The sequence below is a fragment of the Giesbergeria giesbergeri genome (assembly GCF_054779375.1).
The window spans coordinates 48,269-74,583 of record NZ_BAAGYJ010000009.1 but is presented as its reverse complement, the minus strand read 5'-3'; the positions used below and the strand labels follow the sequence as shown (position 1 = coordinate 74,583).

The 26,315-nt window shown below is 57.3% G+C and carries 26 protein-coding genes and 2 tRNA genes; 15 read left to right on the top strand and 13 right to left on the bottom strand.

All coding sequences use genetic code 11. The annotated features are described in order from the left end of the window. Nucleotides 1-42 precede the first annotated feature (42 nt). Nucleotides 43-2,919: a 2-oxoglutarate dehydrogenase E1 component gene (locus tag ACYVB2_RS13100; protein WP_382433611.1), complete on the bottom strand. Its 2,877-nt coding sequence runs from the start codon at nucleotides 2,917-2,919 to the stop codon at nucleotides 43-45. A 206-nt stretch (nucleotides 2,920-3,125) separates the two neighbouring features. On the opposite strand from ACYVB2_RS13100, the gene ACYVB2_RS13095 reads away from it, so the two are divergent. Then, nucleotides 3,126-4,184, top strand: a complete 1,059-nt coding sequence (locus ACYVB2_RS13095; protein ID WP_382433613.1) for an AI-2E family transporter — start codon at nucleotides 3,126-3,128, stop codon at nucleotides 4,182-4,184. A 12-nt stretch (nucleotides 4,185-4,196) separates the two neighbouring features. Here the strand turns inward: ACYVB2_RS13095 and ACYVB2_RS13090 are convergent, their stop codons facing one another. Further along, nucleotides 4,197-6,374, bottom strand: coding sequence for an EAL domain-containing protein (locus tag ACYVB2_RS13090; RefSeq protein ID WP_382433615.1), 2,178 nt, complete (start codon nucleotides 6,372-6,374; stop codon nucleotides 4,197-4,199). Continuing rightward, nucleotides 6,371-7,012 carry a histidine phosphatase family protein gene (locus ACYVB2_RS13085; RefSeq protein ID WP_382433617.1) on the bottom strand — a complete coding sequence of 214 codons (642 nt, stop codon included), beginning with the start codon at nucleotides 7,010-7,012 and terminating at the stop codon, nucleotides 6,371-6,373. The genes ACYVB2_RS13090 and ACYVB2_RS13085 overlap by 4 nt, the downstream gene beginning before the upstream one ends. Nucleotides 7,013-7,313: 301 nt before the next feature. Here ACYVB2_RS13085 and ACYVB2_RS13080 point away from each other — a divergent pair, with 301 nt between their 5' ends. After that, the gene (locus ACYVB2_RS13080) at nucleotides 7,314-7,826 is read left to right on the top strand and encodes a tellurite resistance TerB family protein (protein WP_382433619.1); all 513 of its coding nucleotides are present in this window, start codon (nucleotides 7,314-7,316) and stop codon (nucleotides 7,824-7,826) included. Nucleotides 7,827-7,948: 122 nt separating this feature from the next. Beyond that, nucleotides 7,949-8,470: an ImmA/IrrE family metallo-endopeptidase gene (locus ACYVB2_RS13075; protein WP_382433621.1), complete on the top strand. Its 522-nt coding sequence runs from the start codon at nucleotides 7,949-7,951 to the stop codon at nucleotides 8,468-8,470. Here ACYVB2_RS13075 and ACYVB2_RS13070 read toward each other — a convergent pair whose 3' ends face one another. From ACYVB2_RS13070 to mltG, 6 genes are all read right to left on the bottom strand, one after another. Further along, nucleotides 8,471-9,139 (bottom strand): ankyrin repeat domain-containing protein, encoded by a 669-nt coding sequence (locus tag ACYVB2_RS13070; RefSeq protein WP_382433623.1) that lies wholly within the window; start codon nucleotides 9,137-9,139, stop codon nucleotides 8,471-8,473. Further along, on the bottom strand, nucleotides 9,136-9,942 hold the full coding sequence (locus ACYVB2_RS13065) for a TatD family hydrolase (RefSeq protein ID WP_382433625.1): 807 nt from the start codon (nucleotides 9,940-9,942) through the stop codon (nucleotides 9,136-9,138). Before ACYVB2_RS13065 ends, ACYVB2_RS13070 begins: the two co-directional genes overlap by 4 nt. A 70-nt stretch (nucleotides 9,943-10,012) precedes the next feature. Continuing rightward, nucleotides 10,013-10,378 (bottom strand): PilZ domain-containing protein, encoded by a 366-nt coding sequence (locus tag ACYVB2_RS13060; protein ID WP_382433627.1) that lies wholly within the window; start codon nucleotides 10,376-10,378, stop codon nucleotides 10,013-10,015. A gap of 16 nt (nucleotides 10,379-10,394) precedes the next feature. Then, entirely contained in the window at nucleotides 10,395-11,426 is a 1,032-nt protein-coding gene (locus tag ACYVB2_RS13055; protein WP_382433629.1) for a DNA polymerase III subunit delta', read from the bottom strand. Further along, on the bottom strand, nucleotides 11,423-12,079 hold the full coding sequence (gene tmk / locus ACYVB2_RS13050) for a dTMP kinase (RefSeq protein WP_382433631.1): 657 nt from the start codon (nucleotides 12,077-12,079) through the stop codon (nucleotides 11,423-11,425). The genes ACYVB2_RS13055 and tmk overlap by 4 nt, the downstream gene beginning before the upstream one ends. Before the next feature lie 39 nt (nucleotides 12,080-12,118). Next, nucleotides 12,119-13,102, bottom strand: coding sequence for an endolytic transglycosylase MltG (mltG, locus tag ACYVB2_RS13045; protein WP_382433633.1), 984 nt, complete (start codon nucleotides 13,100-13,102; stop codon nucleotides 12,119-12,121). A gap of 47 nt (nucleotides 13,103-13,149) precedes the next feature. Between mltG and ygfZ the strand changes: the two genes are divergently transcribed. Next, the gene (ygfZ, locus tag ACYVB2_RS13040; protein ID WP_382433635.1) at nucleotides 13,150-14,067 is read left to right on the top strand and encodes a CAF17-like 4Fe-4S cluster assembly/insertion protein YgfZ; all 918 of its coding nucleotides are present in this window, start codon (nucleotides 13,150-13,152) and stop codon (nucleotides 14,065-14,067) included. Between the two features lie 64 nt (nucleotides 14,068-14,131). On the opposite strand, the gene ACYVB2_RS13035 is transcribed toward ygfZ, so the two are convergent. Next, nucleotides 14,132-15,334 (bottom strand): amino acid aminotransferase, encoded by a 1,203-nt coding sequence (locus tag ACYVB2_RS13035; RefSeq protein WP_382433637.1) that lies wholly within the window; start codon nucleotides 15,332-15,334, stop codon nucleotides 14,132-14,134. A gap of 172 nt (nucleotides 15,335-15,506) precedes the next feature. Here ACYVB2_RS13035 and uvrB point away from each other — a divergent pair, with 172 nt between their 5' ends. The 11 genes from uvrB (at nucleotide 15,507) to ACYVB2_RS12980 (ending at nucleotide 24,188) form a co-directional block, all read left to right on the top strand. Beyond that, complete coding sequence (gene uvrB, locus ACYVB2_RS13030; protein WP_382433639.1) at nucleotides 15,507-17,570, top strand: excinuclease ABC subunit UvrB; 2,064 nt, start codon at nucleotides 15,507-15,509, stop codon at nucleotides 17,568-17,570. Nucleotides 17,571-17,791: 221 nt separating this feature from the next. Next, a complete protein-coding gene (iscR, locus tag ACYVB2_RS13025) occupies nucleotides 17,792-18,328 on the top strand; it encodes a Fe-S cluster assembly transcriptional regulator IscR (protein ID WP_460536865.1) in 537 nt (178 codons plus the stop codon). 93 nt (nucleotides 18,329-18,421) lie between these two features. After that, nucleotides 18,422-19,642 carry an IscS subfamily cysteine desulfurase gene (locus tag ACYVB2_RS13020; RefSeq protein WP_382433643.1) on the top strand — a complete coding sequence of 407 codons (1,221 nt, stop codon included), beginning with the start codon at nucleotides 18,422-18,424 and terminating at the stop codon, nucleotides 19,640-19,642. Between the two features lie 15 nt (nucleotides 19,643-19,657). Then, nucleotides 19,658-20,062, top strand: coding sequence for a Fe-S cluster assembly scaffold IscU (iscU, locus tag ACYVB2_RS13015; protein ID WP_382433645.1), 405 nt, complete (start codon nucleotides 19,658-19,660; stop codon nucleotides 20,060-20,062). 4 nt (nucleotides 20,063-20,066) lie between these two features. After that, nucleotides 20,067-20,390 (top strand): iron-sulfur cluster assembly protein IscA, encoded by a 324-nt coding sequence (gene iscA / locus ACYVB2_RS13010; RefSeq protein WP_382433647.1) that lies wholly within the window; start codon nucleotides 20,067-20,069, stop codon nucleotides 20,388-20,390. Between the two features lie 75 nt (nucleotides 20,391-20,465). Beyond that, on the top strand, nucleotides 20,466-20,984 hold the full coding sequence (hscB, locus tag ACYVB2_RS13005) for a Fe-S protein assembly co-chaperone HscB (RefSeq protein ID WP_382433649.1): 519 nt from the start codon (nucleotides 20,466-20,468) through the stop codon (nucleotides 20,982-20,984). A gap of 35 nt (nucleotides 20,985-21,019) precedes the next feature. Then, nucleotides 21,020-22,891 carry a Fe-S protein assembly chaperone HscA gene (hscA, locus tag ACYVB2_RS13000; protein WP_382433651.1) on the top strand — a complete coding sequence of 624 codons (1,872 nt, stop codon included), beginning with the start codon at nucleotides 21,020-21,022 and terminating at the stop codon, nucleotides 22,889-22,891. Nucleotides 22,892-22,911: 20 nt separating this feature from the next. After that, entirely contained in the window at nucleotides 22,912-23,250 is a 339-nt protein-coding gene (gene fdx, locus ACYVB2_RS12995; protein ID WP_382433653.1) for an ISC system 2Fe-2S type ferredoxin, read from the top strand. 1 nt (nucleotide 23,251) lies between these two features. Beyond that, entirely contained in the window at nucleotides 23,252-23,956 is a 705-nt protein-coding gene (gene dnaQ / locus ACYVB2_RS12990) for a DNA polymerase III subunit epsilon (protein WP_382433655.1), read from the top strand. 46 nt (nucleotides 23,957-24,002) lie between these two features. Then, a tRNA-Val gene (locus ACYVB2_RS12985) sits at nucleotides 24,003-24,077 on the top strand. A gap of 36 nt (nucleotides 24,078-24,113) precedes the next feature. Further along, nucleotides 24,114-24,188: transfer RNA gene (locus ACYVB2_RS12980), tRNA-Val, on the top strand. Nucleotides 24,189-24,337: 149 nt separating this feature from the next. Here the strand turns inward: ACYVB2_RS12980 and ACYVB2_RS12975 are convergent. The 3 genes from ACYVB2_RS12975 to ACYVB2_RS12965 are packed head-to-tail and all read right to left on the bottom strand — an operon-like array spanning nucleotide 24,338 to nucleotide 26,168. After that, nucleotides 24,338-24,913, bottom strand: a complete 576-nt coding sequence (locus tag ACYVB2_RS12975; RefSeq protein WP_382433657.1) for a YceI family protein — start codon at nucleotides 24,911-24,913, stop codon at nucleotides 24,338-24,340. A 41-nt stretch (nucleotides 24,914-24,954) separates the two neighbouring features. Then, complete coding sequence (locus ACYVB2_RS12970; protein ID WP_382433659.1) at nucleotides 24,955-25,530, bottom strand: YceI family protein; 576 nt, start codon at nucleotides 25,528-25,530, stop codon at nucleotides 24,955-24,957. 50 nt (nucleotides 25,531-25,580) lie between these two features. Beyond that, entirely contained in the window at nucleotides 25,581-26,168 is a 588-nt protein-coding gene (locus tag ACYVB2_RS12965) for a cytochrome b (RefSeq protein WP_382433661.1), read from the bottom strand. Nucleotides 26,169-26,315: the final 147 nt, after the last annotated feature.

Sequence of the window (26,315 nt, the reverse complement as noted above, 5' to 3'; positions counted from 1 at the left end):
TCTTTCAAATACAGGGTTTTGTTCTGGAGGTGGGGCTTGGCCTTACTTGGGCAGGACAAAACCCTTGAGCTTGGCAAACGCGCCTTCGACCAGCGCCTTTTGCTGTTCTTGGTGCAGGTGCGAGTAGCCCACAGCAGGCGAAGCCGAAGCGGCACGACCGGAGTAGCCCAGCTTTTGACCTTCCCACATGTTTTCGTGGATGTTGTGCTGGATGAAGAACCAAGCCCCTTGGTTTTGTGGCTCGTCCTGGCACCACACGATGTCGGTGGCGTTGACAAACTTCTTCAGTTCGGCAGCAAAAGCCTTGTGTGGGAACGGATAGAGCTGTTCGACGCGGATGATGGCCACATCGGTCGCTTCCTTCTCGACACGCTTCTTCACCAAGTCGTAATACACCTTGCCAGAGCAGGCAATGACGCGCTTGACCTTGTCTGCCTTCTTGAGGATGGCTTCGTCTTGCTCGCCAATCACGGTTTGGAAGCTGCCCGAGGTGAACTCGCTCAGTGGCGATGTAGCATCCTTGTTGCGCAGCAGCGACTTGGGCGTGAAGATAACCAGCGGCTTGCGCAGGTCGCGCACCATTTGGCGACGCAGCACATGGAAGATCTGGCTGGCTGTGGTGGGCTGCACCAGCTGCATATTGGTGTCAGCGGCCAATTGCAGGAAACGCTCCACACGGGCCGAGCTGTGCTCTGGGCCTTGGCCTTCGTAGCCGTGCGGCAGCATCAAGGTCAGGCCATTGGCACGACCCCACTTCACTTCACCCGAGGCAATGAACTGGTCAATCACCACTTGGGCACCGTTGGCGAAGTCGCCAAACTGGCCTTCCCAGATCACCAGCGAGCTAGGATCGGAGCCAGCGTAGCCGTATTCAAAGCCCATCACTGCCTCTTCCGACAGGATAGAGTCGATGACGACGAAGGGGGCTTGGTTTTCGGCCACGTTTTGCAGGGGCACATAGGTGCCGGTATCCCACTTTTCGCGGTTTTGGTCGTGAATGACGGCGTGGCGGTGCGTGAAGGTGCCACGGCCGCAATCTTCGCCCGACAAGCGCACGGGGTAGCCGCTGGCCACCAGCGAGGCAAAGGCCATGTGTTCGCCCATGCCCCAGTCCACATTGATCTCGCCCCGACCCATCGCTGCGCGGTCGTCATAGACCTTCTTGACTAACGGGTGTGGTGTGACGGTGGCAGGCAGGGTGGTGAGCTTTTCGGACAGGCGTTTCCACTCGGTCAGTGGGATGCCGGTTTCGCCAGCATCTGTCCACTTTTTGCCAACGAATGGCGACCAGTCAATGGCGTACTTGCTCTTGAAGTTGGTCAGCACGGGATCTACTGTGTGCTTGCCCGCATCCATTGCAGCGCGGTAAGCCTTGACCATATCGTCGCCCAGCGAGTCGCCCAAACCTTGTGCCGCCAGTTTGTCGGCATACAGCTTGCGTGTACCAGGGTGCTGACTGATCTTTTTGTACATCAGTGGCTGGGTGAGCGCAGGGGTGTCTTGCTCGTTGTGGCCCAGTTTGCGGAAGCAGATGATGTCCACCACGATGTCTTTGCGGAACTCCATGCGGAATTCGAGCGCCAACTGCATGGCCAAAACCACGGCTTCTGGATCATCGCCATTGACGTGCAGCACGGGCGACTCAATCATCTTGACGATGTCGGTGCAATACAGCGTCGAGCGCATGTCGCGGGGGTCGGAGGTGGTGAACCCGATCTGGTTGTTGATGATCAGGTGTACCGTGCCACCCGTGCTGTAGCCACGGGTTTCAGACAGAGCCAAGGTTTCTTGGTTGACGCCTTGACCACCAAAGGCCGCATCACCGTGTACCAGCACTGGCAGCACTTGGCTGCCTTTGGGGTCGCCACGGCGGTCCATACGGGCGCGCACCGAGCCTTCCACCACAGGGTTGACGATCTCAAGGTGTGATGGGTTGAAGGCCAGCGACAAATGCACTGGGCCGCCCGCTGTGGCGACATCAGAGCTGAAGCCTTGGTGGTACTTGACGTCACCGGCAGGTAGGTCTTCGGGGGCGGTGTGGTCGAATTCGGCAAACAGATCCTTGGGCATTTTGCCCAAGGTATTGACCAGCACGTTCAGGCGGCCACGGTGTGCCATGCCAATGACGATTTCTTGTACGCCCTTGGCACCAGCTTGTTGGATCAGTTCATCCATCGCTGCAATGAAGCTCTCGCCCCCTTCGAGCGAGAAACGCTTTTGACCCACGTACTTGGTGTGCAGATAACGCTCTAGGCCTTCGGCTGCTGTCAGACGGTCGAGGATGTGCTTCTTTTTGTCTGCATTGAACTGGGGTTTGCTGCGGATGCTTTCGAGTTTTTGCTGCCACCAACGTTTTTGGTTTTGGTCGGTGGTGTGCATGAACTCGGCACCAATGGTGCCGCAGTAGGTTTGGCGCAGCGCATTGATCAACTCGCGCAGCGGCATAGAGTCTTTGCCGAAGAACGTGTTGCTGGTGTTGAACACGGTTTCTTGGTCGGCATCACTGAAACCGTAGAACGATGGCTCCAGTTCGGGGATGGCGGGACGCTCGGTGCGCTTGAGGGGATCAAGGTCTGCCCAACGCTGGCCGACATTGCGGTAAGCGGCGATGAGCTGTTGCACGGCGGTGCGCTTGCGACCCATTTCGGCATCTGCGCTGGCCAACACCACCTTGGTACCACCTTGCTTTGCACGCTCGGCAAAGGCATTGATGACAGGCAGGTGCGGAACGTCTTTGGCGTTGGTGCCATCTACAGCGGGTACATGCTGCAGTGCATCGAAATAGTCGCGCCAAGTGTCAGGCACGCTGCCTGGGTTGGCGAGATAGTTCTCATACATCTCTTCAACATAAGGCGCATTGCCGCCGAAGAGATAGGTGTTGCCTTGGTAGGCTTGATAGACTGATGTCTGATCGCTCATATTTTCCGCTGACCTCAGCTTTCCTTTGGAAAGCATTAGCTGGTTTAAGAAACCTTCCGCGACACGGCTGAACCGATTGGCGGATGCGACTGTGGCTGGGAAGGGCCTGTTCACCCGAGATTGTGCCACCGAAAATCCATCTCTGCGTGCTAGGAGTTTCCCTTGTCGCTTACATTGGGTCTGTTAATTGACCCCTTGCACCCGCCATGAATTCCCCTTCGTCACCGAACAAAGCCTTTTTGTTGCTGCTGATTTGTGTCTCGCTGGCTTTCTTGGCCATTCTGTGGCCTTTTTACGATGCCATTTTCTGGGGTGTGGTGCTGGCTATTTTGTTTGCGCCATTGCACCGGCGTTTGTTGCAGCGTTTGCCCATGCATCCCAACCTGGCGGCCTTGATCATGGTGGGCTTGTGTCTGATGGTGGTGATTTTGCCCATGACATTGCTGGGTCTGTCGCTCGTGCAGGAAGCCACGCACATTTATGAACGGTTGCGCTCTGGGCAACTCAATCTGGGACTGTATTTTCAGCAAATCATTGCAGCCTTGCCCGCATGGGCGGTGGAGTTGCTGGCTCGGCTGGAGTTGACCAGCATGGAGGCGGTACAACACAAGCTGTCTTCGGTGGCGGTGCAGGCCAGTCAATTTGTGGCGACCAGGGCACTCAACATTGGGCAGAACACATTTCAGTTCTTGGTCAGTTTGGGCATCATGCTCTATTTGCTGTTTTTTCTGTTGCGCGATGGTGCTGCGTTGGTTGCCCGTTTGCGCGATGCGGTGCCGCTTGATGAGGCGCACAAGAACCATCTTGGGGCCAAATTCACGACAGTCATCCGTGCTACGGTCAAAGGCAATGTGTTGGTCGCCGCTTCCCAAGGGATGTTGGGGGGCTTTATTTTTGCTGTGTTGGGTATTCAGGGCGCTTTGCTCTGGGGGGTATTGATGGCCTTCTTGTCTTTGCTGCCTGCGGTAGGGGCGGGGCTGATTTGGGGGCCGGTGGCTATTTATTTCTTAGCCACTGGGGCGGTAGGGCAGGCACTTATCCTCACCGGGTTTGGTGTGGGCGTGATTGGGCTGGTAGATAACCTGCTGCGCCCGATTTTGGTGGGCAAAGACACCAAGATGCCCGACTATGTAGTGCTGATTTCTACTTTGGGCGGCATGGCCTTGTTGGGTCTCAATGGCTTTGTGATTGGCCCCGTGATTGCTGCACTGTTCATGGCTACTTGGGATATTTTTGCGGTGGAAAAAAGCCGCCCACCCCAATAACCAAGGCGTTGTTCACTCAGGCGCTGTAGCCTGTGCTTCATGGGGCGTGGTGGCGGGCGGCAGGTGTGGCTCCAGTTGCCCAATCGGCATAGGCTTGCTGAACAGATAACCTTGGTAAGCAGAGCAGCCTTGTGCACGCAAAAAGGCTTGTTGTTCTCTGGTTTCTACGCCTTCAGCGATCACTTCGAGCCGCAAAGCGCGGCCCATCGCAATGATGGTCTGCACAATCACGGCGTCATCGCTGTCGGTCGTGATGTCGCGTACAAAGGATTGTTCTATCTTGAGCTGATCCAGTGGCAAACGCTTGAGGTATTGCAAGGATGAATAGCCCGTGCCAAAGTCGTCCATAGAGAAACGCACCCCCAATGCCCGCAGGGTCAGCATTTTGGAGATGGTTGCTTCAACGTTTTCCAACACCAGGCTTTCGGTGAGTTCGAGCTTTAGGCTTTGTGCTGGTGCGCCCGTGCTGGCCAGCACGGCCCGCACCTGTTCAACAAAATCACGCTGGCGAAATTGTCGGGCGCTGACGTTGACGGCAATACTCAGGTGCGCGCGTTCGGGTTGGCTGGCCCATTGACTGAGCTGTCGGCAGGCAGTCTCTAGCACCCAATGGCCGATGGGAAGGATGAGATCAGACTCTTCAGCCAGCGGAATGAATTGTGCTGGTGAGACCATGCCTTTGTCGGGATGAATCCAGCGTACCAAGGCTTCGACACCCTGCACGCGATCTTGCTCATCTACCTGCAATTGGTAAAACAAGCAAAGTTGCTGTTGCTCGACTGCCAGACGCAAATCGGTTTCTAGGCTCACCTTGGCCTCAAGGTGGGCTTGGATTTGCGGGTCATAGAAGCGATAGGTATTGCGCCCTTCGTTCTTGGCCCGGTACATGGCTGCCTCGGCTTGCTTGAGCAGGGCGTCAAGGCTTTGGCGTTCGGCATCAAACAAGGTGATACCAATGCTGGCGGTGATGAAGTAGGTTTGTCCTTCCAGCAAGATGGGCTGTGCCAAGCTCTGGGCGCATTCCACCACGATCTGTTCTACCTCGCTGGCGGCTTGTTGGGGCAGTGGGTTCAAGGCGGCCAGCACAAAACCAAATTTGTCACCACTCAGACGTGCCACAGTGTCATTGGCACGCACGGTCTGTGCCAAACGCTGGGCCACTTGCTGCAGTAGTTGATCGCCAATGCTGTGACCACGGGCATCGTTGATGCGTTTGAACCCGTCAAGATCCAGGAGCATCACTGCACCACGCTGATCGCTGCGTGCGCAGCCATCCAGTGCTAGTTTGAGCCGCTCCATGAGCATGCGTCGGTTGGGCAGTTGGCTCAGGGTGTCGTAAAAAGCCAGTTGGTGTGCCGTGGCTTCTGCTTGGCGTTGGCGCTCAATGGCATTGCGAAATGCCAGTACCGCCCCAGCCAAGCGGCCCAACTCACCTTGGCCCTGTTTGTGCAGAGCCTCCACGCGCGGTAGCGGAATTTCTGTGTTTTGGTTGCCAGCCAGGGTGTGCAGTGCATCGGCAAGATCCAGCATGGACTGGCTGGCCCGCCGTGCCAGCCAGTAAGCGATGCCCAGCAGCATGAGCAAGGCGGCTATACCAAGCGCCAATACCTGCTTGGCCTGTCTGATAAAGGTCTGCGCTTGCATGGCATTGCGCTCTTGTGACCGCTGCGCCAGCAAGACGCCAATGCTGCTGGCAAAGATGGAAAAATCACGGAAGTGTTGGCGCCCTTGTTCCATGAAGTCACGCGCCACAGAGGGGTCTACGGCCAAGGCGTCGGTAGACATGATGATAAAGCGCCGATACGACTCAAATTCCTGTTTCAGCCCTTTGGCACTGCCGTGGTTGGCATCCACCACCAGTGCAGAGCTGGTGAGTTGCTCTATGTGCTGGCCCAGAGTGTCGAGGTCATTGACGATGGCACTGTGCATGCGGTAGAGCTGTAACTCGTTCAGCGTACCGTTTTGCGCACCATTGAGTGCCGTAGCTACTCTTTTTTGAATCAGGCCGATGTCGCGTGCAAACCCAGCCGCATCTGCCATGACTTGCAGATCGTTGTGTTGCGCGGTATTGGCAATCTCAAATTGCTGGCGCATGCTGGTCAAGGAGCCGTAAAGCACCAACAGTGCTACCAGCCCTATCAACACCATTGGCCCCAGCAAAAAAAGCTGTAGTCGGCGGCCTGTGTTCATGGCGTTTCCAGTTGTGAGAGCAATTGAGGCCAGTGGCTTGGTTCAATACTGGCAATGTATTCAAAACCGGGGTGTGCGCTACCACCCAGGGGCCGAAAAAGTATCAGGGTGGCTTCGGGGGGCAGGTAGTCCATCAGCTCGGCAATGTTGGGGCCGTGGGCCACCACCACACGATTGTGACCGGCGGTGGATACCTTGCGCGACAGCCAGTGTCGAGTGCGGGCCACAGCAGGTTTTTTTTCCGCCTCTGGCATGGTGGCGGTGTAGCGCAGTTCGGGGTCTATCTGTACCGATGCACCAAAGACACGGCGGGCACTTTCCACGGCTCGGCAAAACGGGCTGCTGATGAGCTCGTTGTAAGGCAGGCGCAATCGGCTGATAAAACCCTTGATCTGGTCGAGTTGGGTGCGTCCTGCATCGGTGAGTGGACGTTGGCTCTGACAGTCATCCAGCTTGACGGGGATTTGATCAGGAATGCGCGCATCGGTAGCGCCGTGGCGCATGTACAGCACCAGACCCCCACGGCGCAACAGTTGCACATGGCTTTTATTGGCCGGTATTACTCGGAAATGGGCAGGAGGCGGGATGGGCACATCGGCAGCGACAGCCCCACCGCTGGTCAGTAACAGGGCAGTCAAGACCCCGAACCAAATCCTGCACCGAGGGCTGGATAGGTGTCTTGTGCTCGTGTTGTCCATGAATGTTCCTTGTACTGGCGCCTGTGGGGTCTGTTGCAGTGCAAAGTGTACCGAAGGCAGGGGGGCATTGAGGCAATGCCTTCTTCAGGGTGGGCGCAGGGCGCTATCGATGGCAAATGTCCTGCAACTTGCAGGGGTTCAGGTTCAATGCGTGGCCTGCTTCGGTACACTGCGGCGAGCCCCGGCACTGTGGTGTACCGGTTCGGTTTTCTGGCCAACTTGTTTTCAAGGAGTAAGCACAATGGGTCTGTTTGATATGTTCAAGAGCGATTCGGGCGACAAAATGACGCCCCACCTGGCTTTTGCCACCAGCCTGATCTACATGATGTCTGCTGATGGTGAGATTGACCACGAAGAAATCGGTCATTTGTTGTCGGTGCTGGGCGGTGCCGATCAGGGCAATGGCACTGTGGGTGTGGGTGCGCAAAATCAGGCACTGCTCGATAGCGCGGTCAAGTACCGCCGCAAGAATTCGGTCGATACCTTCTTGCAAGAGGCCGCACCACTGTTGAGCGATGCACAAAAAATGTGCATTTTGGTTAACCTGATCGACTCTTCGTTGGTAGATGGTCAGCCCGAGCCCGAAGAGCAGGCATTGTTTGGCAAATTCCTGCAGGCTTTTAGCGTCTCGGAGGCGCGTTTCCGCCCCTTCTTTGAAATCATCGTGCTCAAAAACGATCGTACGGTGTTTACCAACCAGAACCACCCCAAGAACGACCCAAGCTACCAAGTCAAGTTGTCGTTGCCGTCCTGAGCGGCAGGATAAGGCTGCCTATTCGGGCAGCCCCAGTCTCTTGCACAACGCCCTGTCTTGTACCCGTGAAAGGCTATGAGTCAGGGCGTTGGTCATGGCCGAGCCTAGGATAATGCCGTCTTATGGCCATGTTTGCGGAAGGCATCCTGAAACTTCACTGGGATCAATCGGTACCAGTCAATCTAGCGCGTATTGCCCGGCGTATGGATATTGCTGTGCGCCTGAGCGATACCCTGCAAGCCTGTGCGCAACTCGACATCAGTGTGCAGAACAAGGCATGTATCACCATTGGCAAGCAGCAAAGTGTGCTGCGCCAGCGGTATGGGGTGGCCCATGCTATAGGGCATGTGGCTTTGCACCATTTGCGTCCGGGACATCAGCGCCTGATAGATGTGTCCGACAACTTTGGCGTGGATGCCAATAATCGCAGCGAAACCGAGGCCAATCAGTTTGCCTTGGCGTTGCTGATGCCTGCGCAGGCGCTACAGCAGCGGGTGCAGGAGCTGCGCATGGCGCAGTGGGAGGATTTGGCACCGTTATTTGAGGTGCCCCCAATTTTGGTCAAACAACGCATGGCCGATCTGAATCTGCACTTTAACCGTCCACTGGCCTTGCAGCGTGTGCCTTGGGATGGCGGCGAATAACTACCATTGGCCTTGGTTGGGCAAGCGTTGGCGGATGGCTGCTTGCAATAGGGTGATGCTGTCAGGGCGTTGTGCGCGTGCCGCAAAGTCCACTGCCCGCAGTCCCAGTTGGTTTTTTAGCAAGGGGTCTGCGCCCTCATCGAGCAACAGTTGCAAGACAGCCATGCTGCCGTACTGCGCTGCCATCATCAACGGCGTGGTGCCATTGGGCGAGGCCGCATCAATATAGGCATGGTGCTCTAGCAGCAGTGCCACCATTTGCTCCTGTGCTGGTTGGTCTTTGGAGGCTGCGTAGTGCAAGGGCGTCCAGCCGGTCTTGTTCACATCTGCACCACGGGCAATGAGCAGGTGTGCGGGTTCCAAATAGCCTTTCAGGGCTGCCATCATCAGGGGGCTCTCGCCGTGGGCATTACGCACTTCCACATTCACCCGGGGGGCATTGACCAAGGCTTGAAATGCATGCAATGAGCCCAGTTGTAACGCCAGCACCAGACCGGTTTGGCCTTTGTCGTTGCTGGTGTTGGGGTCCATGCCTCGGCGCAACAGGGTTTGCAAACCCTGACCGTCATCACGGTGAATAGCCACAAAGAAGTCATCGTGCGCGCCCGCTTGCACGTTGAGGGCGACGGTGGCGCAGAGGCTGGTAGATAGAAAAGAGCGGCGATTCATGTGCCGACCCCAGCAAACAAGGTTTCAAAATTACGGCTGCTGGCTTGGGCCACTGCTTCCAGGGGCAGGTTTTTGGTCGTGGCAATCTGTTGGGCTACCAGAGGTACGTAGGCAGGGGTATTGACCTTACCACGGTAGGGCACTGGGGCCAGATAGGGGCTGTCGGTTTCGATCAAGAGGCGATCCAGTGGCACCATGGCCACCACATCGCGCAGGGCTTGCGCACTTTTGAAGGTGATGATGCCGGAGAATGAGAGGTAGTAGCCCAAGTCCAGTGCTGCGCGGGCCACCTCGATGGACTCGGTAAAGCAGTGGAATACGCCGCCGGCACGATTGTGGTGGCCGTCTTCGCCTTCTTCACGCAGGATGGCTAAGGTATCGTCAGCAGCACTACGGGTGTGGATGATCAGTGGTTTGCCGCAGGCACGGGCAGCCCGGATATGGGTGCGAAAGCGTTCACGCTGCCATTGCAAATCGGCAATGCTGCGCCCGCCTTTGCGATCTTCCATGCCGTAGTAGTCGAGTCCGGTCTCGCCAATAGCGACCACGCGGGGCAAAGCAGCATGGGCCAGCAGCTCTTGTTCGGAGGGCTCATGCACTCCCTCGTTGTCGGGATGCACACCAACGGTACACCAGAAGTTGTGGTATTGGGTGGCAAGGGCGTGAACTGCCGGAAACTCCTCCATCGTGGTGCAGATGCACAAGGCACGATCCACTTGTGCTTGGGTCATGGCTTCGCGGATGGCGGGCAACTGGCTGCTGAGTTCAGGAAAGTTGAGATGACAATGGGAATCGATAAACATGGACAGTCTGGGATGCAAAAAGAAAATGCCGACCAGCACTGTGCAGGTCGGCACCAAAGGCAGAGCGGGGTTAGATGGTTTGTGTGGGTTTGTCAGACCCTAGGGCCGTACCAAGGATGGATTCAATTTTGGCCTTGAGTTGGCGGGCCTTCTCATCTTTGGGAAACTGAACCCCCACGCCTTGGATGCGGTTGCCACCGGCACGGGCGGGCGTGACCCAAGCCACCCGACCAGCCACGGGGTAGCGTTGGGTATCTTCGGGCAGGGTGAGTAGCACATAGACATCATCGCCCAGTCGGTATTCGCGTGGGGTGGGCACAAAAATCCCTCCCTCGGCAAAAAACGGAATGTAAGCCGCATGCAGTGCCGCTTTTTCCTTGATGGCCAATTGCATGACGCTGGGGCGGGGCGCGGTAGAAGGGCTACTGGTCAGCATGGTAGGGCAAGGGGCTTCAAACAGTGGATGGGCGTGAGTTTAGAACGTTTCGCGCTTGTGCGGCCAAGGCTTCGAGCATGAGGCCGGTGTTAAAGGGATGCTCTGCTGTGCGCGCAGCTTGCATTAGCATTTTGCTCCATTGGGTGAGCGCAGCCAATGGCGGGGCTACGGGCAGATCTGCTGCGGCAAAGTAGCGCGGCGGTGCCCCCACAGACAATGCCAGCAGGTCGTGGCAGAGTTTTTGTAATGCTGTAATGGCTTGCACAGGCGTGTAGCTGCTCAGGGCATGGGCCTGACCACGCAGCAGTGCCTGCGGCAATTGCGCCCAGCTGTGTGGGCTGTGGTTGGCATGGGCCAAGGCCAAAGCATCGTCGGGGCGGTCACCCGCCATGCGTAGCAAGGCCGTGCCCGTGTCGGGTGGCACGCCTTGCTGCCCCAGCCATTGCAGCATTTGCTCCTGCTGGGGCCACGTCATGGTGTGCCCCAGACAACGGCTGCGGATGGTGGGCAATAACTGGTGGGCTGCTTCACTGGCCAGTACAAAGCGCACATCGCCGGGGGGCTCTTCCAGCGTCTTGAGCAGCGCATTGGCGGTGATGGTGTTCATCTGCTCGGCGGGGTACACCAACACGGCCTTGCCCCGGTTGCGGGCACTGGTGCGTTGGGCAAACTCCACCGCCTCGCGCATGGCCTCCACCCGGATTTCTCGGCTGGGTTTGCGTTTTTTATCGTCGATCTCTGCCTGGGCCTTTTCTGGCAGCGGCCAGCCACGGGCCAGCAATTCGGTTTCGGGCATCAGCACACACAAGTCGGCATGGGTATGTACGTCGATGGCATGGCAACTGCCACAGTGCCCACAGGCACCTTGGCTGCTGGGGGTATCGCACAGCCAAGCCCGTACCAACTCTTGTGCCAAAGCAAATTGACCTAGCCCAGATGGTCCTTGTAACAGCCACGCATGGCCGCGCTGGGCAAGTAGGGCATCACGCTGGGCCGAAATCCACGGTGCCAACGGTGATTGGGCCTGGCCCGCCTCCGGCAGGCTCATGGCTGTGCCTCATCCAGCCAGCCCCGGCAGACCAAGGCAGCCAGCAGCTGCCGCCAGACAGCCGTTGGCGTTTGGGCTGCATCTAAGCGTACAAAACGATGCGGGTCTTGTGCGGCACGGTCGGCATAACCTTGGGCTACCCGCGCAAAGAAATCTTGGTTGAGTGCTTCAAAGCGGTCTGGCTGGCGGGCATCCACCAAACGGGCGGCGGCCACTGCTGGGGGCAGATCAAACCAGAGCGTGACATCGGGCTGGCGGATCGTGCTGTCGGGCAGATCGGGCTGGGCCTGCACCCACTGCTCCAGCAGTGCCAAGATGGTGGGACTAAAGCCCCGTCCGGCACCTTGGTAAGCAAAGGTGGCATCGGTAAAGCGGTCGCACAACACCACCTCGCCGCGTGCCAAAGCGGGTTCAATCACGCAACGGAGATGGTCTCGGCGGGCCGCAAATACCAGCAGAACTTCAGTCAAGGCATCCATCTCGTCGTGTAACAACAAGGTGCGCAGCTTTTCTGCCAGTGCTGTTCCGCCGGGCTCGCGTGTGACGGTGACAACATGGCCTTGGGCGCGCAACGCTTTTGCCAAGGGCGCAATGTGCGAGGATTTGCCTGCGCCGTCAATGCCTTCAAAAGAGATAAAAAAGCCAGAAGCCATGCAACAAAAATCCTGGGAATAAAAAGGCACCAGAGGCCGTTAGCGGCCCCGCTGGTAGCGGTTGACGGCGCGGTTGTGCTCGTCCAATGAAGCACTGAAGTGGCTGCTGCCATCGCCCTTGGCAACAAAATAGAGCGCCTTGGTGGCTTCAGGCTGTACAGCGGCCATCAATGCAGCCTTGCCGGGCATGGCAATGGGTGTGGGAGGAAGGCCAGCGCGGGTGTAGGTATTCCAAGGGGTGTCGGTTTGCAGGTCTTTTTTGCGCAGGTTGCCATCAAACTTTTCGCCCAGACCGTAAATCACGGTAGGGTCTGTTTGCAGCAGCATACCGATGCGCAGGCGGTTGACAAACACCCCGGCAATTTGTGGTCGGTCGCTGGCGCGGCCGGTTTCTTTTTCGACAATGCTGGCCAAAATCAGTGCCTGCTGTGGCGATTGCAGGGGTGTGTCGCTGGCACGCTGCGCCCAGACGGCTTCCAGATGACGATCCATAGCGTGCAAAGCCCGGCGCAGCAAAGCCAGGTCGCTGCTGCCCTTGGCGTAGGTGTAGGTGTCTGGAAAGAATCGCCCCTCTGGTGGCAGGCCGGGTCGGCCCAAGCGTTCCATCAAGGCCTCGTCGCTCAAGCTGGCGCTGTCGTGGCGCAGTCCTTCTTCTTTGGTCAGGGCCGCACGCACTTGGCGCCAACTCCAGCCTTCCACCAACGTCAGGGTTTGCAGTGATTCTTCGCCGCGGGCTAGCTTTTGCAACAGGCTGTAAGGTGTGGTGCCACGTTCCAGCTCATAGTTGCCCGCCTTGATTTGCCGGTCTTGCCCAGACAGCCGAAACCACCAATACAGTAGTCGGGCATCGGTGCGCACACCAGCAGCCACCACTTCTTGCGCCACACCGCGTGGTGTGGTGCCATGCTCGATTTCGAGTTCTAGGGGGCTGTGCCGCAATTCAAGCGGTTGGTACAGCCACCACGCTGCGGCTGCGCACAAGGCCAGAACCAGCAGCAACAACCATGTCAGCAAACGAGCCACAAATCTGTGCCCTGTAGAAAAAACAACCGCCCATCATAATTCAGCACATGACCTCTCACCTGAATGGAATCACCCCTCTCAGTCACCTGGGCGTCATTCGCGCCCAAGGTGATGATGCCGTCAAGTTTCTGCACGGCCAATTGACCAACGATTTTGCCCTCTTGGGTATGGAGCAGGCCCGCCTTACGGCCTTTTTGTCGGCCCAAGGCCGTATGCAGGCCAGTTTGATTGGTTTCAAACGCAGCGCCACCGAGGTGCTGTTGGTATGCAGCCGTGATTTGCTGGCCCCTACCCTCAAGCGCCTGAGCATGTTTGTGCTGCGGGCCAAAGCCAAGCTGAGCGATGCATCGGAAGAATTTGCCTTGTATGGTGTGGCCGGAGCCAGTGTGGCTGCGCTGGCAGGTGGCGTACAAGCACCTTGGGGCAAGATGGACCAAGGCGATAGCAGTTGGATACACCTCTATCCTGCCGAAGATCAGCCCCGTGCGTTGCTGGTAGCGCCTGCTGGCACACCCGCTCCAATAGGCCCAGCGTTGGCCCCCGATTTGTGGGCTTGGGGTGAAGTGCGCAGTGGCATTGCGACCCTGAGTGCGCCTTTGGTGGATAAGTTTGTGCCACAAATGCTCAATTACGAATCGGTGGGCGGCGTCAATTTCAAGAAAGGCTGCTACCCCGGCCAAGAAGTAGTGGCACGTAGCCAGTTTCGGGGCACACTCAAACGCCGGGCCTATTTGGCCCATGCAGCGGCAGAGATGGCCGTGGGCGCCGAGGTGTTTGTGGCCAGTGATACCGAGCAGCCTTGTGGCATTGTGGTGCAGGCTGCCCCAGCCCCCACAGGTGGCTGGGATGCGCTGGTATCGCTGCAAGTGGCTGCAGCAGCCCAAGGGGGCTTGCAAGTGGGCGTCAGCGATGGCACGGCATTGGCCTTACAGCCCTTGCCTTACACGCTGGCCCAAGAAATCTGAGCTTGTACCCAAAGGCAAAAAGCCGCTCCAACTGGAGCGGCTTTTTTTAAAGAAACAACGGCAATCAGCCTGCAATCACCTTGGCGATGGCTTGGCAGACGTAGTCGATATTCTTGCTGTTGAGCGCGGCCACGCAAATACGACCAGTATCGGTGCCATACACACCAAACTCGCTGCGTAGGCGCACCATTTGGTCTTTGCTCAGGCCGGAGTAACTGAACATACCGATTTGCTGGGTCATGAACGACATGTCTTGCTGCACACCAGCTGCTTTGAGGCCATCGACCAATGTTTGGCGCATGGCTTTGATGCGCACGCGCATTTCACCCAGTTCCTTTTCCCACAGGGCACGAAGTTCGGGGTTGCCCAGCACGGCTGCCACCACAGCACCGCCGTGGGTGGGTGGGTTGGAGTAGTTGGTGCGAATGACGATCTTGAGTTGGCTCAGCACGCGACCGGCCTCTTCTTTGCTGTCGCACAGCACGCTCAGGCCACCCACGCGCTCGCCGTACAGGCTGAAGCTCTTAGAGAACGAAGTCGAGACAAAGAAGGACAGGCCAGCTGCCACAAACTTCTGGATGACAGCACCATCTTCGGCAATGCCGTGGCCAAAGCCTTGATAAGCCATGTCTAGGAAGGCGGTCAGGCCACGGGCCTTGACCACTTCCACCACCTGATCCCACTGGGCCGAAGTGATGTCGTAGCCGGTGGGGTTGTGGCAGCAGGCGTGCAACACAATGATGGTGCCGGGGGCTGCGGCATTCAGGCTGGCGAGCATGCCGTCAAAGTTGACGCCACGTTTGTCTGCATCGTAGTAGGCATAGGTGTCGACCACGAAACCCGCGTTGGTGAACAGCGCACGGTGGTTTTCCCAGCTAGGGTCGGAGATCAGCACCTTGGCATCGGGGCTGATCTTTTTCAGGAAGTCGGCGCCGATTTTCAGGCCGCCTGTACCGCCGATAGCTTGCACGGTAGCTACACGGCCCGATGTCACAGGCTCGCTGTCGGCACCAAACACCAAGCCTTTGACGGCGTTGTCATAGGCCACGATACCGTCAATGGGCAGATAGCCACGGGCTGTGGGCTTGTCCATCAGGGCTTTTTCAGCCGCTTGTACGCATTGCAGCAGTGGCAGCTTGCCGTTGTCGTCGAAATACACGCCCACACCCAGATTGACCTTGTTGGGGTTGGTGTCGGCGTTGAATTGCTCATTCAGACCCAGGATAGGGTCGCGGGGGGCCATTTCGACGGCGGAGAACAGAGACATGGAACGTTCCTGTGGAGGGGTGAACAAACGCCGGATTCTACTGTGGGTCGCCACAAAACGGCTATGACACTCCGATAGGGCAGGTGTTTGTGCTGCATCTATCTGCCCTGTGCAAGCAGGGCCGCGTTGCCAGCCCGCAGAATGCGCTACGAACCGTTTGAGGATTTTTTGAATGTCAGGTCTCCAAGGCTCCTTTGTTAGCTTCACCGGCTCTCCCTTTGCGCTCTACCAACCCTATCCCCCTGCGGGTGACCAGCCCAGCGCCATTGCCCAATTGGTAGAAGGCGTACAAGATGGCGAGGTCTTTCAAACCCTGCTGGGTGTGACTGGCTCGGGCAAAACCTTCACGATAGCCAACGTCATTGCCCAACTGGGGCGACCGGCCATTGTCTTTGCACCCAATAAAACGCTGGCCGCGCAGTTGTACAGCGAGTTTCGTGAGTTCTTCCCCAAGAACGCCGTCGAATACTTTGTCAGCTATTACGACTACTACCAGCCCGAGGCGTATGTGCCGCAGCGTGATTTGTTTATTGAGAAAGACAGCGCGATCAATGAGCATATTGAGCAGATGCGTCTGTCTTGCACCAAAAGTCTGTTGGAGCGGCGTGATGTGGTGATTGTGGCAACGGTGTCGGCCATCTATGGCATTGGCAACCCTGAGAGCTACCACCGCATGGTCATGACGCTGCGGGTGGGCGACACATTGGGCCAGCGCGATGCCATTGCCCAACTGGTGCGTATGCAGTACCAGCGCAACGATATGGATTTTGCGCGGGGCAACTTTCGGGTACGGGGCGACACGATTGACGTGTTTCCTGCCGAGCACTCTGAATTGGCCTTGCGTATAGAGCTGTTTGACGACCAAATCGACAGCCTGCAACTGTTTGACCCGCTCACCGGACGGGTGCGCCAAAGCATCCCGCGCTTTACCGTCTATCCGGGCAGCCACTACGTCACGCCACGCGATCAGGTCTTGCTGGCCATAGAAGCCATCAAAACCGAACTGGCCGAGCGTTTGCAGCAACTGCAACAAGACGGCAAACTGGTAGAAGCACAGCGGCTAGAGCAGCGCACCCGCTTTGATTTGGAAATGCTCAGCGAAGTGGGCCACTGCAAAGGCATTGAGAACTACTCGCGCCACCTGTCGGGTACAGCGGCGGGCGAGCCGCCCAGCACCCTGACGGATTATTTGCCTAAAGATGCGCTGATGTTTCTGGATGAGAGTCACCAGATGGTTGGCCAGTTGGGGGCCATGTACAACGGCGACCGCTCACGCAAGACCACACTGGTTGAATACGGTTTTCGGCTCCCCAGTGCTTTGGACAACCGCCCACTCAAGCTGGAAGAGTTTGAACAACGGATGCGGCAAGTGATTTTTGTCTCTGCCACCCCGGCAGAGTATGAAAAAACCCATGCCAGCAAAGTGGTAGAACAACTGGTGCGCCCTACCGGGTTGGTCGACCCCGAAGTGCAAGTGCGTCCGGCCAGCAGCCAAGTCGATGATGTGCTGCAAGAAATCCGCCTGCGTGTAGAGCGTCAAGAGCGCGTATTGATTACCACCCTGACCAAGCGCATGGCCGAGCAGCTCACCGACTACTTGAGCGACAACGGCGTGCAGGTACGTTACCTGCACAGCGACATTGACACTGTGGAGCGGGTTGAAATCATCCGTGACCTGCGTTTAGGCACTTTTGATGTGTTGGTGGGCATCAACTTGCTGCGCGAGGGGCTGGACATCCCTGAGGTGTCTTTGGTGGCTATTTTGGATGCCGACAAAGAAGGGTTTCTGCGCTCTGAGCGCAGTTTGATTCAAACCATAGGCCGCGCTGCCCGCAATTTGCATGGCAAAGCCATCTTGTATGCCGACCGCACCACCGCCTCGATGAAAAAAGCCATCGATGAAACGGAACGCCGACGCGCAAAACAACTCCAACACAATGCGATGCAGGGAATTACGCCGCGCAGCATTGTCAAGCAGGTGAAAGACCTGATTGACGGGGTGTATAGCGAAAAATCGGGTAAAGAAGCCGAAAAATTGGCAAAAACCGCACTGGAACGTGCCAAAGTGGAATCTATGTCACCCAAGGCGGTGGCCCAAGAAATCAAGCGATTGGAAAAGCTGATGCTGGGTCATGCCAAAAATCTGGAGTTTGAGCAAGCGGCACGGGTGCGTGACCAATTGACCCACCTCAAAAATCAGGCATTTGGTGGCCCCGGTGACGATGCAGAACCTTGAGTTGCGCGGTAAGTGTTGCCTGTACGCCTCGTAGATGACCACCAACTTACTTATCCGACAAATTTAATGGGAATTGTGCTATACTGGGGCGAAACACTCAACAACTACCCCGATGAAAGCGTCTTGCAGCCATTGCAAGGCGATGGGGATGAAACGGTGTCCAGTGCGCGATCCGCTACGAGGGCTGTTTCATGAACCCACAAGCGAAAAAGGAGCTTGCCATGCGTCTTACCACCAAAGGCCGTTTTGCGGTCACTGCCATGATTGATCTGGCCTTGCGTCAAAACAACGGCCCCGTTACTTTGGCTGCCATCAGCCAGCGCCAGCGCATCTCCCTGTCGTATCTGGAGCAACTCTTTGGCAAGCTGCGCCGCCATGAGCTGGTGGAGTCCACCCGTGGCCCCGGTGGCGGCTACACCTTGGCCCGCAAGGCCACAGAGATCACTGTGGCCGATATCATCGTGTCGGTAGATGAGCCCATTGATTCCACTCAATGCGGTGGCAAAGAAAATTGCTTGGGTGAGTCGGGCCGCTGCATGACCCATGATTTGTGGTCGGCACTCAACCAGCGCATGGTGGAGTTTTTGGACGCCGTCACGCTGCAAAAGTTGGTGGACGATCAGGTGGCTAAGGGCGTACAGGTTGAGGAAAAGCCTGCTGTGCGCCGTGCCATATCCACCACGCCAGTGGTCAAGCCTATTCGTGTCAATGCGCCCAACTCGGTGTTTGCGCTGGGCAACGCTTTCGCCAAGTCCTGATTGATTGCTGGATGCGCAAGCTGGCCCACAGGGGTCGGCTTGGTTTCGCCTGTATTTTCTTCTTTGCCAGCCTGAACCTTCATTGAGCCAGCCATGGACATGACCCCGCACTTTCCCATTTACATGGACTACGGCGCTACTACGCCCGTCGATCCGCGCGTTGTAGACGCCATGATTCCTTGGTTGCGTGAGCATTTTGGCAACCCTGCTTCCCGCAGCCACGCTTGGGGCTGGGAAGCTGAGGCCGCTGTCGAAAAAGCCCGCGAGCAGGTCGCAGCCCTTATCCATGCCGACCCGCGTGAAATCGTCTGGACAAGCGGTGCCACCGAATCGAACAATCTGGCGATCAAGGGGGCGGCCCAGTTCTATAAGGGCAAGGGCAAGCACCTGATTACGGTCAAGACCGAGCACAAGGCAGTGCTGGATGTGATGCGCGAGTTGGAGCGCCAAGGTTTTGAAGTCACCTATTTGGATGTGCAAGAGAACGGCCTGGTGGATTTTGAAGCCCTGAAGGCTGCCATCCGTCCCGACACCATCCTCATCAGCGTGATGTTCGTGAACAACGAAATTGGGGTCATCCAAGACATTCCGGCCATTGGTGCCCTGTGCCGCGAAAAAGGCATCATCTTCCACGTCGATGCAGCCCAAGCCACAGGCAAAGTCGAGATCGACCTGCAAACGCTGCCCGTCGATTTGATGAGCTTGGCCTCGCACAAAACCTATGGCCCCAAGGGCATCGGTGCCCTGTATGTGCGCCGTAAACCCCGCGTGCGCTTAGAGGCACAAATGCACGGGGGCGGCCACGAGCGTGGTATGCGTTCGGGCACTTTGCCCACGCACCAATGTGTGGGCATGGGCGAGGCCTTCCGCATTGCCAAAGAAGAAATGGCCCAAGACGCGGCCAAGGCCCAAGCGTTACAACAGCGCCTGCTCAAGGGCTTGCAAGACATCGAACAGGTATTCATCAATGGCGATTTAGAGCGCCGTGTGCCACACAACCTGAACATCAGCTTCAACTATGTTGAAGGCGAATCGCTCATCATGGGCATCAAGGGGCTGGCGGTCTCGTCTGGCTCGGCCTGCACCTCGGCCAGCTTGGAGCCCAGCTATGTGTTGCGCGCCTTGGGCCGCAGCGATGAGCTGGCCCATAGCAGCTTGCGCATGACCTTGGGCCGCTTTACTACCGAAGCAGAAATCGATTACGCCATCGACACCATTCGCGTTAACGTAGCCCGGCTACGCGAACTCAGCCCCTTGTGGGATATGTACAAAGACGGCATTGATCTCTCGACGATCCAATGGGCCGCGCACTAATCAAGGAAATTCCTCATGGCTTACTCTGACAAAGTGATTGATCACTACGAAAACCCCCGCAACGTGGGTTCGTTCGACAAGGGTGACGACACCGTGGGCACCGGCATGGTGGGCGCACCAGCCTGTGGCGATGTGATGAAGTTGCAGATCAAAGTCAACCCCGACACCGGTGTGATTGAAGATGCACGCTTCAAAACCTACGGTTGCGGCTCGGCGATTGCGTCCAGTTCATTGGTGACAGAATGGGTGAAGGGCAAAACGTTGGACGAGGCGGCTGCCCTGAAAAACAGCCAAATCGCCGAAGAACTGGCGCTGCCGCCGGTCAAAATCCACTGTTCCATTTTGGCCGAAGACGCCATCAAGGCCGCAGTCAACGACTACAAAGCCCGCCACGGTGGCGACGGCAGCACGGCAGCCTGACATCATGGCCATCACGCTGACCGAAGCCGCTGCGCGGCATGTCACTCGCTACCTCAGCCGCCGAGGGCAAGGACTGGGGGTGCGTCTGGGCGTCAAGACCAGCGGCTGCTCGGGGTTGGCCTATAAGCTCGAATATGTCGATGAAATCGCCCCTGAAGACCTGGTGTTTGAGAACCACGGTGTCAAGGTGATTATTGACCCCAAAAGCTTGGCCTACATTGATGGTACTGAGCTCGATTTTGTGCGCGAAGGTTTGAACGAGGGCTTTCGTTTTAACAACCCTAACGAGCGTGACCGCTGCGGTTGTGGAGAGAGCTTCCGCGTCTAACGCCTCTCTGGTGGGCCTTTGGCTGCAAAACCGCCACCGCGCAGCGTGCTGGCGGTTTTTTTATGGATTTTCCCAATGAACCTCCAATCTGACGATTTTGAACTGTTTGGCTTGCCCCGGCGCTTTGCCCAAGACCGCAACGCCATTGACAACCGCTGGAAAGAGCTGCAACGCGAAGCCCACCCCGACCGTTTTGCTGCCCAAGGCGCTGCCGCCCAACGGGTGGCCATGCAGTGGTCGGTGCGCATCAATGAAGCCTATCAGCGCCTCAAAGACCCGCAGCGCCGCGCTGCCTACCTGTGCGAGTTGCATGGCATGCCAATCCGTGCCGAAGACAACACCGCAATGCCAGCGGCCTTTCTGATGCAACAGATGGAATGGCGTGAAGCCTTGGAAGAGGCCGAGACGTTGGCAGAAGTGGATGCCTTAGAGCGCGAGGTGCGCCAAGCACAAAAAGCGGGGCTAGAGCGTTGCGCAGCACTCATCGACACACAGCAAGACTTTGCCGCTGCTGCCCAGCAGGTCAGAGCCCTCATGTTCATTGCGCGTTTTGCCCATGATATTGGGCAGCGCCAAGATCAACTGGGACAATAACGCCCCATCTCCCAATCCCACAGAAGAAAAAATTCATGGCGCTGTTGCAGATTTCCGAACCCGGCCAATCCCCTAATCCCCACCAGCGGCGCATTGCCGTGGGCATTGACTTGGGCACTACCCACTCTTTGGTGGCTGCCGTGCGCAATGGCGTGGCCGAATGCCTGCCCGACGATCAGGGCCGGGTGCTGCTGCCTTCTATCGTGCGTTATCTGGAAGGGGGCAAGCGCCAAATTGGTTATGCCGCTGCTGCTGCACAGTCCGACGATGCCAGTAACACGATTGCTTCGGTCAAGCGGTTCATGGGGCGAGGGTTGGCCGACATTACCCACGCCGACAAGTTACCCTACGCATTGGTGGGTGCGCAGGCAGGCACGCCCAGCGGCATGGTGCATATAGCAACGGCTGGGGGCGTGAAATCGCCTGTAGAAATCAGTGCCGATATTTTGGCTACGCTGCGCTACCGTGCTGAAGACACCTTCAACGATGATCTGTATGGGGCTGTGATCACTGTCCCAGCCTACTTTGACGATGCCCAGCGCCAAGCCACCAAAGATGCAGCCCAACTGGCTGGTATTCACCTGCTGCGTCTGATTAACGAACCCACGGCAGCCGCTATTGCTTATGGCTTGGACAACGCCAGTGAGGGCGTTTATGCCGTTTATGACCTTGGCGGGGGCACGTTTGATATTTCTATTCTGCGCCTGACGCAAGGCGTGTTTGAGGTCATTGCCACTGGGGGCGATTCGGCACTCGGCGGTGATGACTACGACGCGGCACTGGCTGATGCAGTGTTGGCTCCCTTGGGCGTGTCTTTGCACACCCCGAGCGACAAAACGGCAGCCCGTTTGGCTGCCCGTGCCTGTAAAGAAGCCCTGACCTGCCACGAGACGGCGCAGTTCAGTGCCACATTGGCTGAAACCACCATTGCATGCACCGTGCAGCGCAGCGATTTTGAAGCCGCCACCGCCCACCTCACCGCCCGTTCGCTCGCTGCCGTGCGTCGGGCTTTGCGTGATGCCCAACTGGCGGTCGATGAGGTGCAAGGCGTGGTGATGGTCGGTGGCTCTACCCGGATGCCGCACATCCAGCAGGCCGTGGGTGCGTTTTTTGGCCATACACCCTTGACCAACCTCAACCCCGACGAAGTGGTGGCTTTGGGCGCAGCCATCCAAGCCAATCAATTGGCAGGCAACAACACCGCTGGCGATTTGTTGCTGCTGGATGTGATTCCGCTCTCTTTGGGTATTGAGACGATGGGGGGCTTGGTGGAGCGCATCGTTTCGCGCAACGAAACCATTCCCACGGCCAAGGCGCAAGACTTCACCACCTACAAAGATGGTCAGACCGCGCTGGCGCTGCATGTGGTGCAAGGCGAGCGCGATTTGGTGCAAGACTGCCGCAGTTTGGCCCGGTTTGAGTTGCGCGGCATTCCACCGATGGCGGCTGGGGCGGCGCGTATCCGTGTCACTTTTACCGTGGATGCCGATGGCCTGTTGTCGGTCAGTGCCAAAGAGCAAATCAGTGGTGTCGAGGCCCATATCGATGTCAAGCCTTCTTATGGCCTGAGCGATGAGCAGATTGCCAAAATGTTGCAAGACGGCTTTGCCACGGCAGCCCAAGATATGCAAGCGCGTGCGTTGGTAGAGGCCCGCGTGGATGCCGACCGGATGTTGCTGGCGACACAAAGTGCCTTAGATATCGACGGTGCGTTGCTCGGTAGTGATGAGCGCACCGCGATTGACGCCCTGATGGATGCCCTGCGCCAGCAAAAGGGCAGCGACGATGCTGCTGCCATTGAGGCTGCCACCCAAGCATTGGCTAAAGGCACCGAAGGTTTTGCCGCCCAGCGCATGAACCAAGGTATCCGCCAGGCGCTGGCCGGCAAAAATGTCCAAAGTCTGTAAAACCACTACCCCGACACGCTATGCCCGTCATTAAAATTTTGCCCCACCCTGAGCTCTGCCCTCAAGGCACCGAGATCACGGCCCCCGCTGGCACCTCGATTTGTGAAGCTTTGCTAGAAAACCACATCGCCATTGAGCACGCTTGTGACATGAGCTGTGCCTGCACCACCTGCCACGTCATCGTGCGCGAAGGCTATGCCTCGCTCAATGCGGCAGAAGAGGAAGAAGAAGACCTGCTTGATCGGGCTTGGGGCTTGGAGCCGCAATCGCGCTTGAGCTGCCAGGCCATTGTCGGTGCGCACAATCTGACGGTGGAAATTCCCAAATACACCATCAATCACGCCCGAGAAAACCACTGACATGTTGCGCCAGATTATTCTCGATACCGAAACCACAGGGCTGTCGGCAGACAACGGCGACCGCATCATTGAAATCGGTTGTGTAGAGCTGGTGGCCCGCAAGTTGACAGGGCGCAACAAGCATTTCTATCTCAACCCTGGGCGCGACAGCCACCCAGATGCGCTGCGTATCCACGGTATCAGCAACGAGTTTCTGCAAGACAAACCCAAGTTTGAGGCGGTGGTGGAAGAGTTGCTGGACTATTTGCAAGGTGCCCAGCTCATCATCCACAACGCGCCGTTTGATATAGGCTTTCTGAACAAAGAGCTGGAACGCACGGGCCGCCCGCCCCTGAGCCATTTTGTGGGCGAGATCACCGACACGCTGGTCATGGCCAAGGAGATGTACCCTGGCAAGCGCAATTCGCTCGATGCCTTGTGCGACCGCTTGGGCGTGGACAACTCTGGGCGCACCTTGCACGGTGCGCTGTTGGATGCGGAGTTGCTGGCCGATGTTTATATCAACCTGACCCGTGGCCAAGATGCGTTGTTGATTGCTGAGGACGATGCCCAGTTGGGGGGCGCCGTACAGGTGCCGGGCTTGGATTTGCGCGGTATTGATCTGCCGGTGTTGCAAGCCACAGCACAGGAAATAGAGGCCCATGAGGCTGTGCTGGCCCAGATTGACAAGGCCAGCGGTGGCAAGACAGTGTGGCGGGCAATGTAAAACAGCAAAAAACTGTGCCATAATAGCAGTCTTGTCATTAAGACACGGGTGATTAGCTCAGCGGTAGAGCACTGCCTTCACACGGCAGGGGTCACATGTTCGATCCATGTATCACCCACCACAATTTGCGGCTTTGGTTTTTTGAATCAAAGCCATTGGGTGATTAGCTCAGCGGTAGAGCACTGCCTTCACACGGCAGGGGTCACATGTTCGATCCATGTATCACCCACCAAACACAAAAGCCTCTTAAATTCTCAATTTAAGAGGCTTTTTGTTGCTCGGCACGGTTCTAAACCATACAACGCAGAGTGCAAAAAGGTTCGGGCTACCTGCACCAGTGCTGCGCAGGCCAACCCGAACCCTAGCGTGAGTGAGCCGGTTTTATTGCTTCACGGCTTCTACTTGTACGACCAAGCGCACATTCTTCGGGAAGCCCCAGTCCACGCCATAGTTCAGACCAAAGGCTGTGCGGTCAATGGTGGCTTCAAAATCGCCGCCGCACACTTCGCGCTTGAGCATGGGGTTGTTGTAGCAAGCAAATTGGTGGGCCTTGAGGGTGACAGGCTGGGTTTTGCCCAACAGCGTCAGTTTGCCATCCACTGCGGTGACTTTGTCGCCGTCGAAATGGAACTTGTCGGAGACAAACTTGGCGGTGGGGTGCTTGGCCACATCAAAGATGTCGGCGCTTTGCAGATGCTTGTCAAAAGCCGCAGTGCCCGTGTTGATCGAGGCGATATCGAAGGTGATGTCTACCTTGCCGGTCTTGCCTGCACGGTCAAACTGCACCGAGCCTTCTTTCTTGTCAAAGCGGCCACGGTTGACCGAGGCACCGAAGTGGCTGATCTCGAAGGTGGCAAAGGTGTGTGTGGGGTCGATAGCGTAGTCGGCGGGTGCCGCTTGCACAGCACCAGCGGCCAAGGTGGCTACAGCAGCCAGAGTAAAGAGGGATTTGCGCATGAAAGGCTCCTAAAAAAAGTAAGAAAACAGGGTTGAAGAAATCAAAGTTTGCCCACGCCAGTCAGCGCGAGCTTGAATTGGACTTGCACATCGTCGGCCACCATAGAGGTGTCGGCCCATTCGTTTTCGCCGATCTTGTAGGCCAGACGCTTGAGGGCCAGCGTGCCGGTGGCCGTGGTGGCAGCACCGTTTTGGGTCAGGGCGACGGGCACTACCACATCGCGGACGGTACCTTTGATGTTGAGCTTGCCAAGCACTTCAAACTTGCCTGCGCCCAGTGCCTTGATGCTGCTGGATTCAAATGTGGCTTGCGGAAACTGCGGCACGTTGAACCATACCGCCTTGGGCAGTTCGGCATCGGTTTCCCGAGAGCCGAGCGTGGCACTGCCGGTATCTACGCTAAAGCTGATTTTGCTGCTTGCCAGCTTGGTGGGATCGAAGACGACTTGGGCCGTGAATTTTTTGAAATGTCCTTGCAGTGGCACGCCCATTTGTTTGGCGGTGAAGCCGATGCTGCTTTGTGCGGGCACCAAGGCTTGTTGTGCGCTGGCGGGGGTGCCCATGAGCAAGGCGGTGCTACCCAACAGCAGGGCAGAAAGAAAAGAAGTGGGTTTCATGGTGGTATTGGAGAAGAAAGGGGGTCTGAGCGCGATCAGTGAAGGAAAGTTCAGTGTTGACCAGGCCACATGCGGAGCAGCAACTGGTCGCGATCAATGAATTGGTGTTTCAGGGCCGCTGCCACATGCACCAGCACTAGCGCCGCCATCCCGAAGGCGGATAACTTGTGCAGTGGTTTGAGCCACTCTGCCAAGGCTGGGCTGACGGGTACAAAGTCGGGCAGGGGCAGCATCCCCAGAAAAACGATAGGAAACCCGGCGGCGGAGCTGTAAGCCCAACCTAGCAGAGGAACGGCAAAGAACAGCAAATACAAGGCATGGTGGGTGCCGTGGTGGGCTGCCTTTTGCCATGCGGGCATGGCTGCCTGCATGGATGCGGGCAAGGCTGGAGGGCGGTGCGTTAGGCGCCAAGCCAACCGCAGCGCCGACAGCAGCAAGATGCCTACGCCTGCCCATTTATGCCAGTTGTAGAGTTGCAGGCGTTGGGGAGAAAACGGCAGGTCGGCCATGTAAATGCCGATGGCAAACACGGCCACCAAGGCACCGCCGAGCACCCAGTGCAGGGCTATGGCTGTGGTGTTGTAGCGGCTGGCGGGTGTGCTGTCGGCAGGGGTATGGGGTGGGCGGTGATCTGGCATGGTGGTCGCTTGCATCTGAGGGGGTTCCGGCAACGGCCAGAGGCGGTTGCGTTGTGGAACACGTGTCAGTGTAAGAACCACCAAATTCTTTTAGTTCCAATTGAATTGATGTTTCAATTGAAAAAAATTGAATATTGGGCAGTGGCG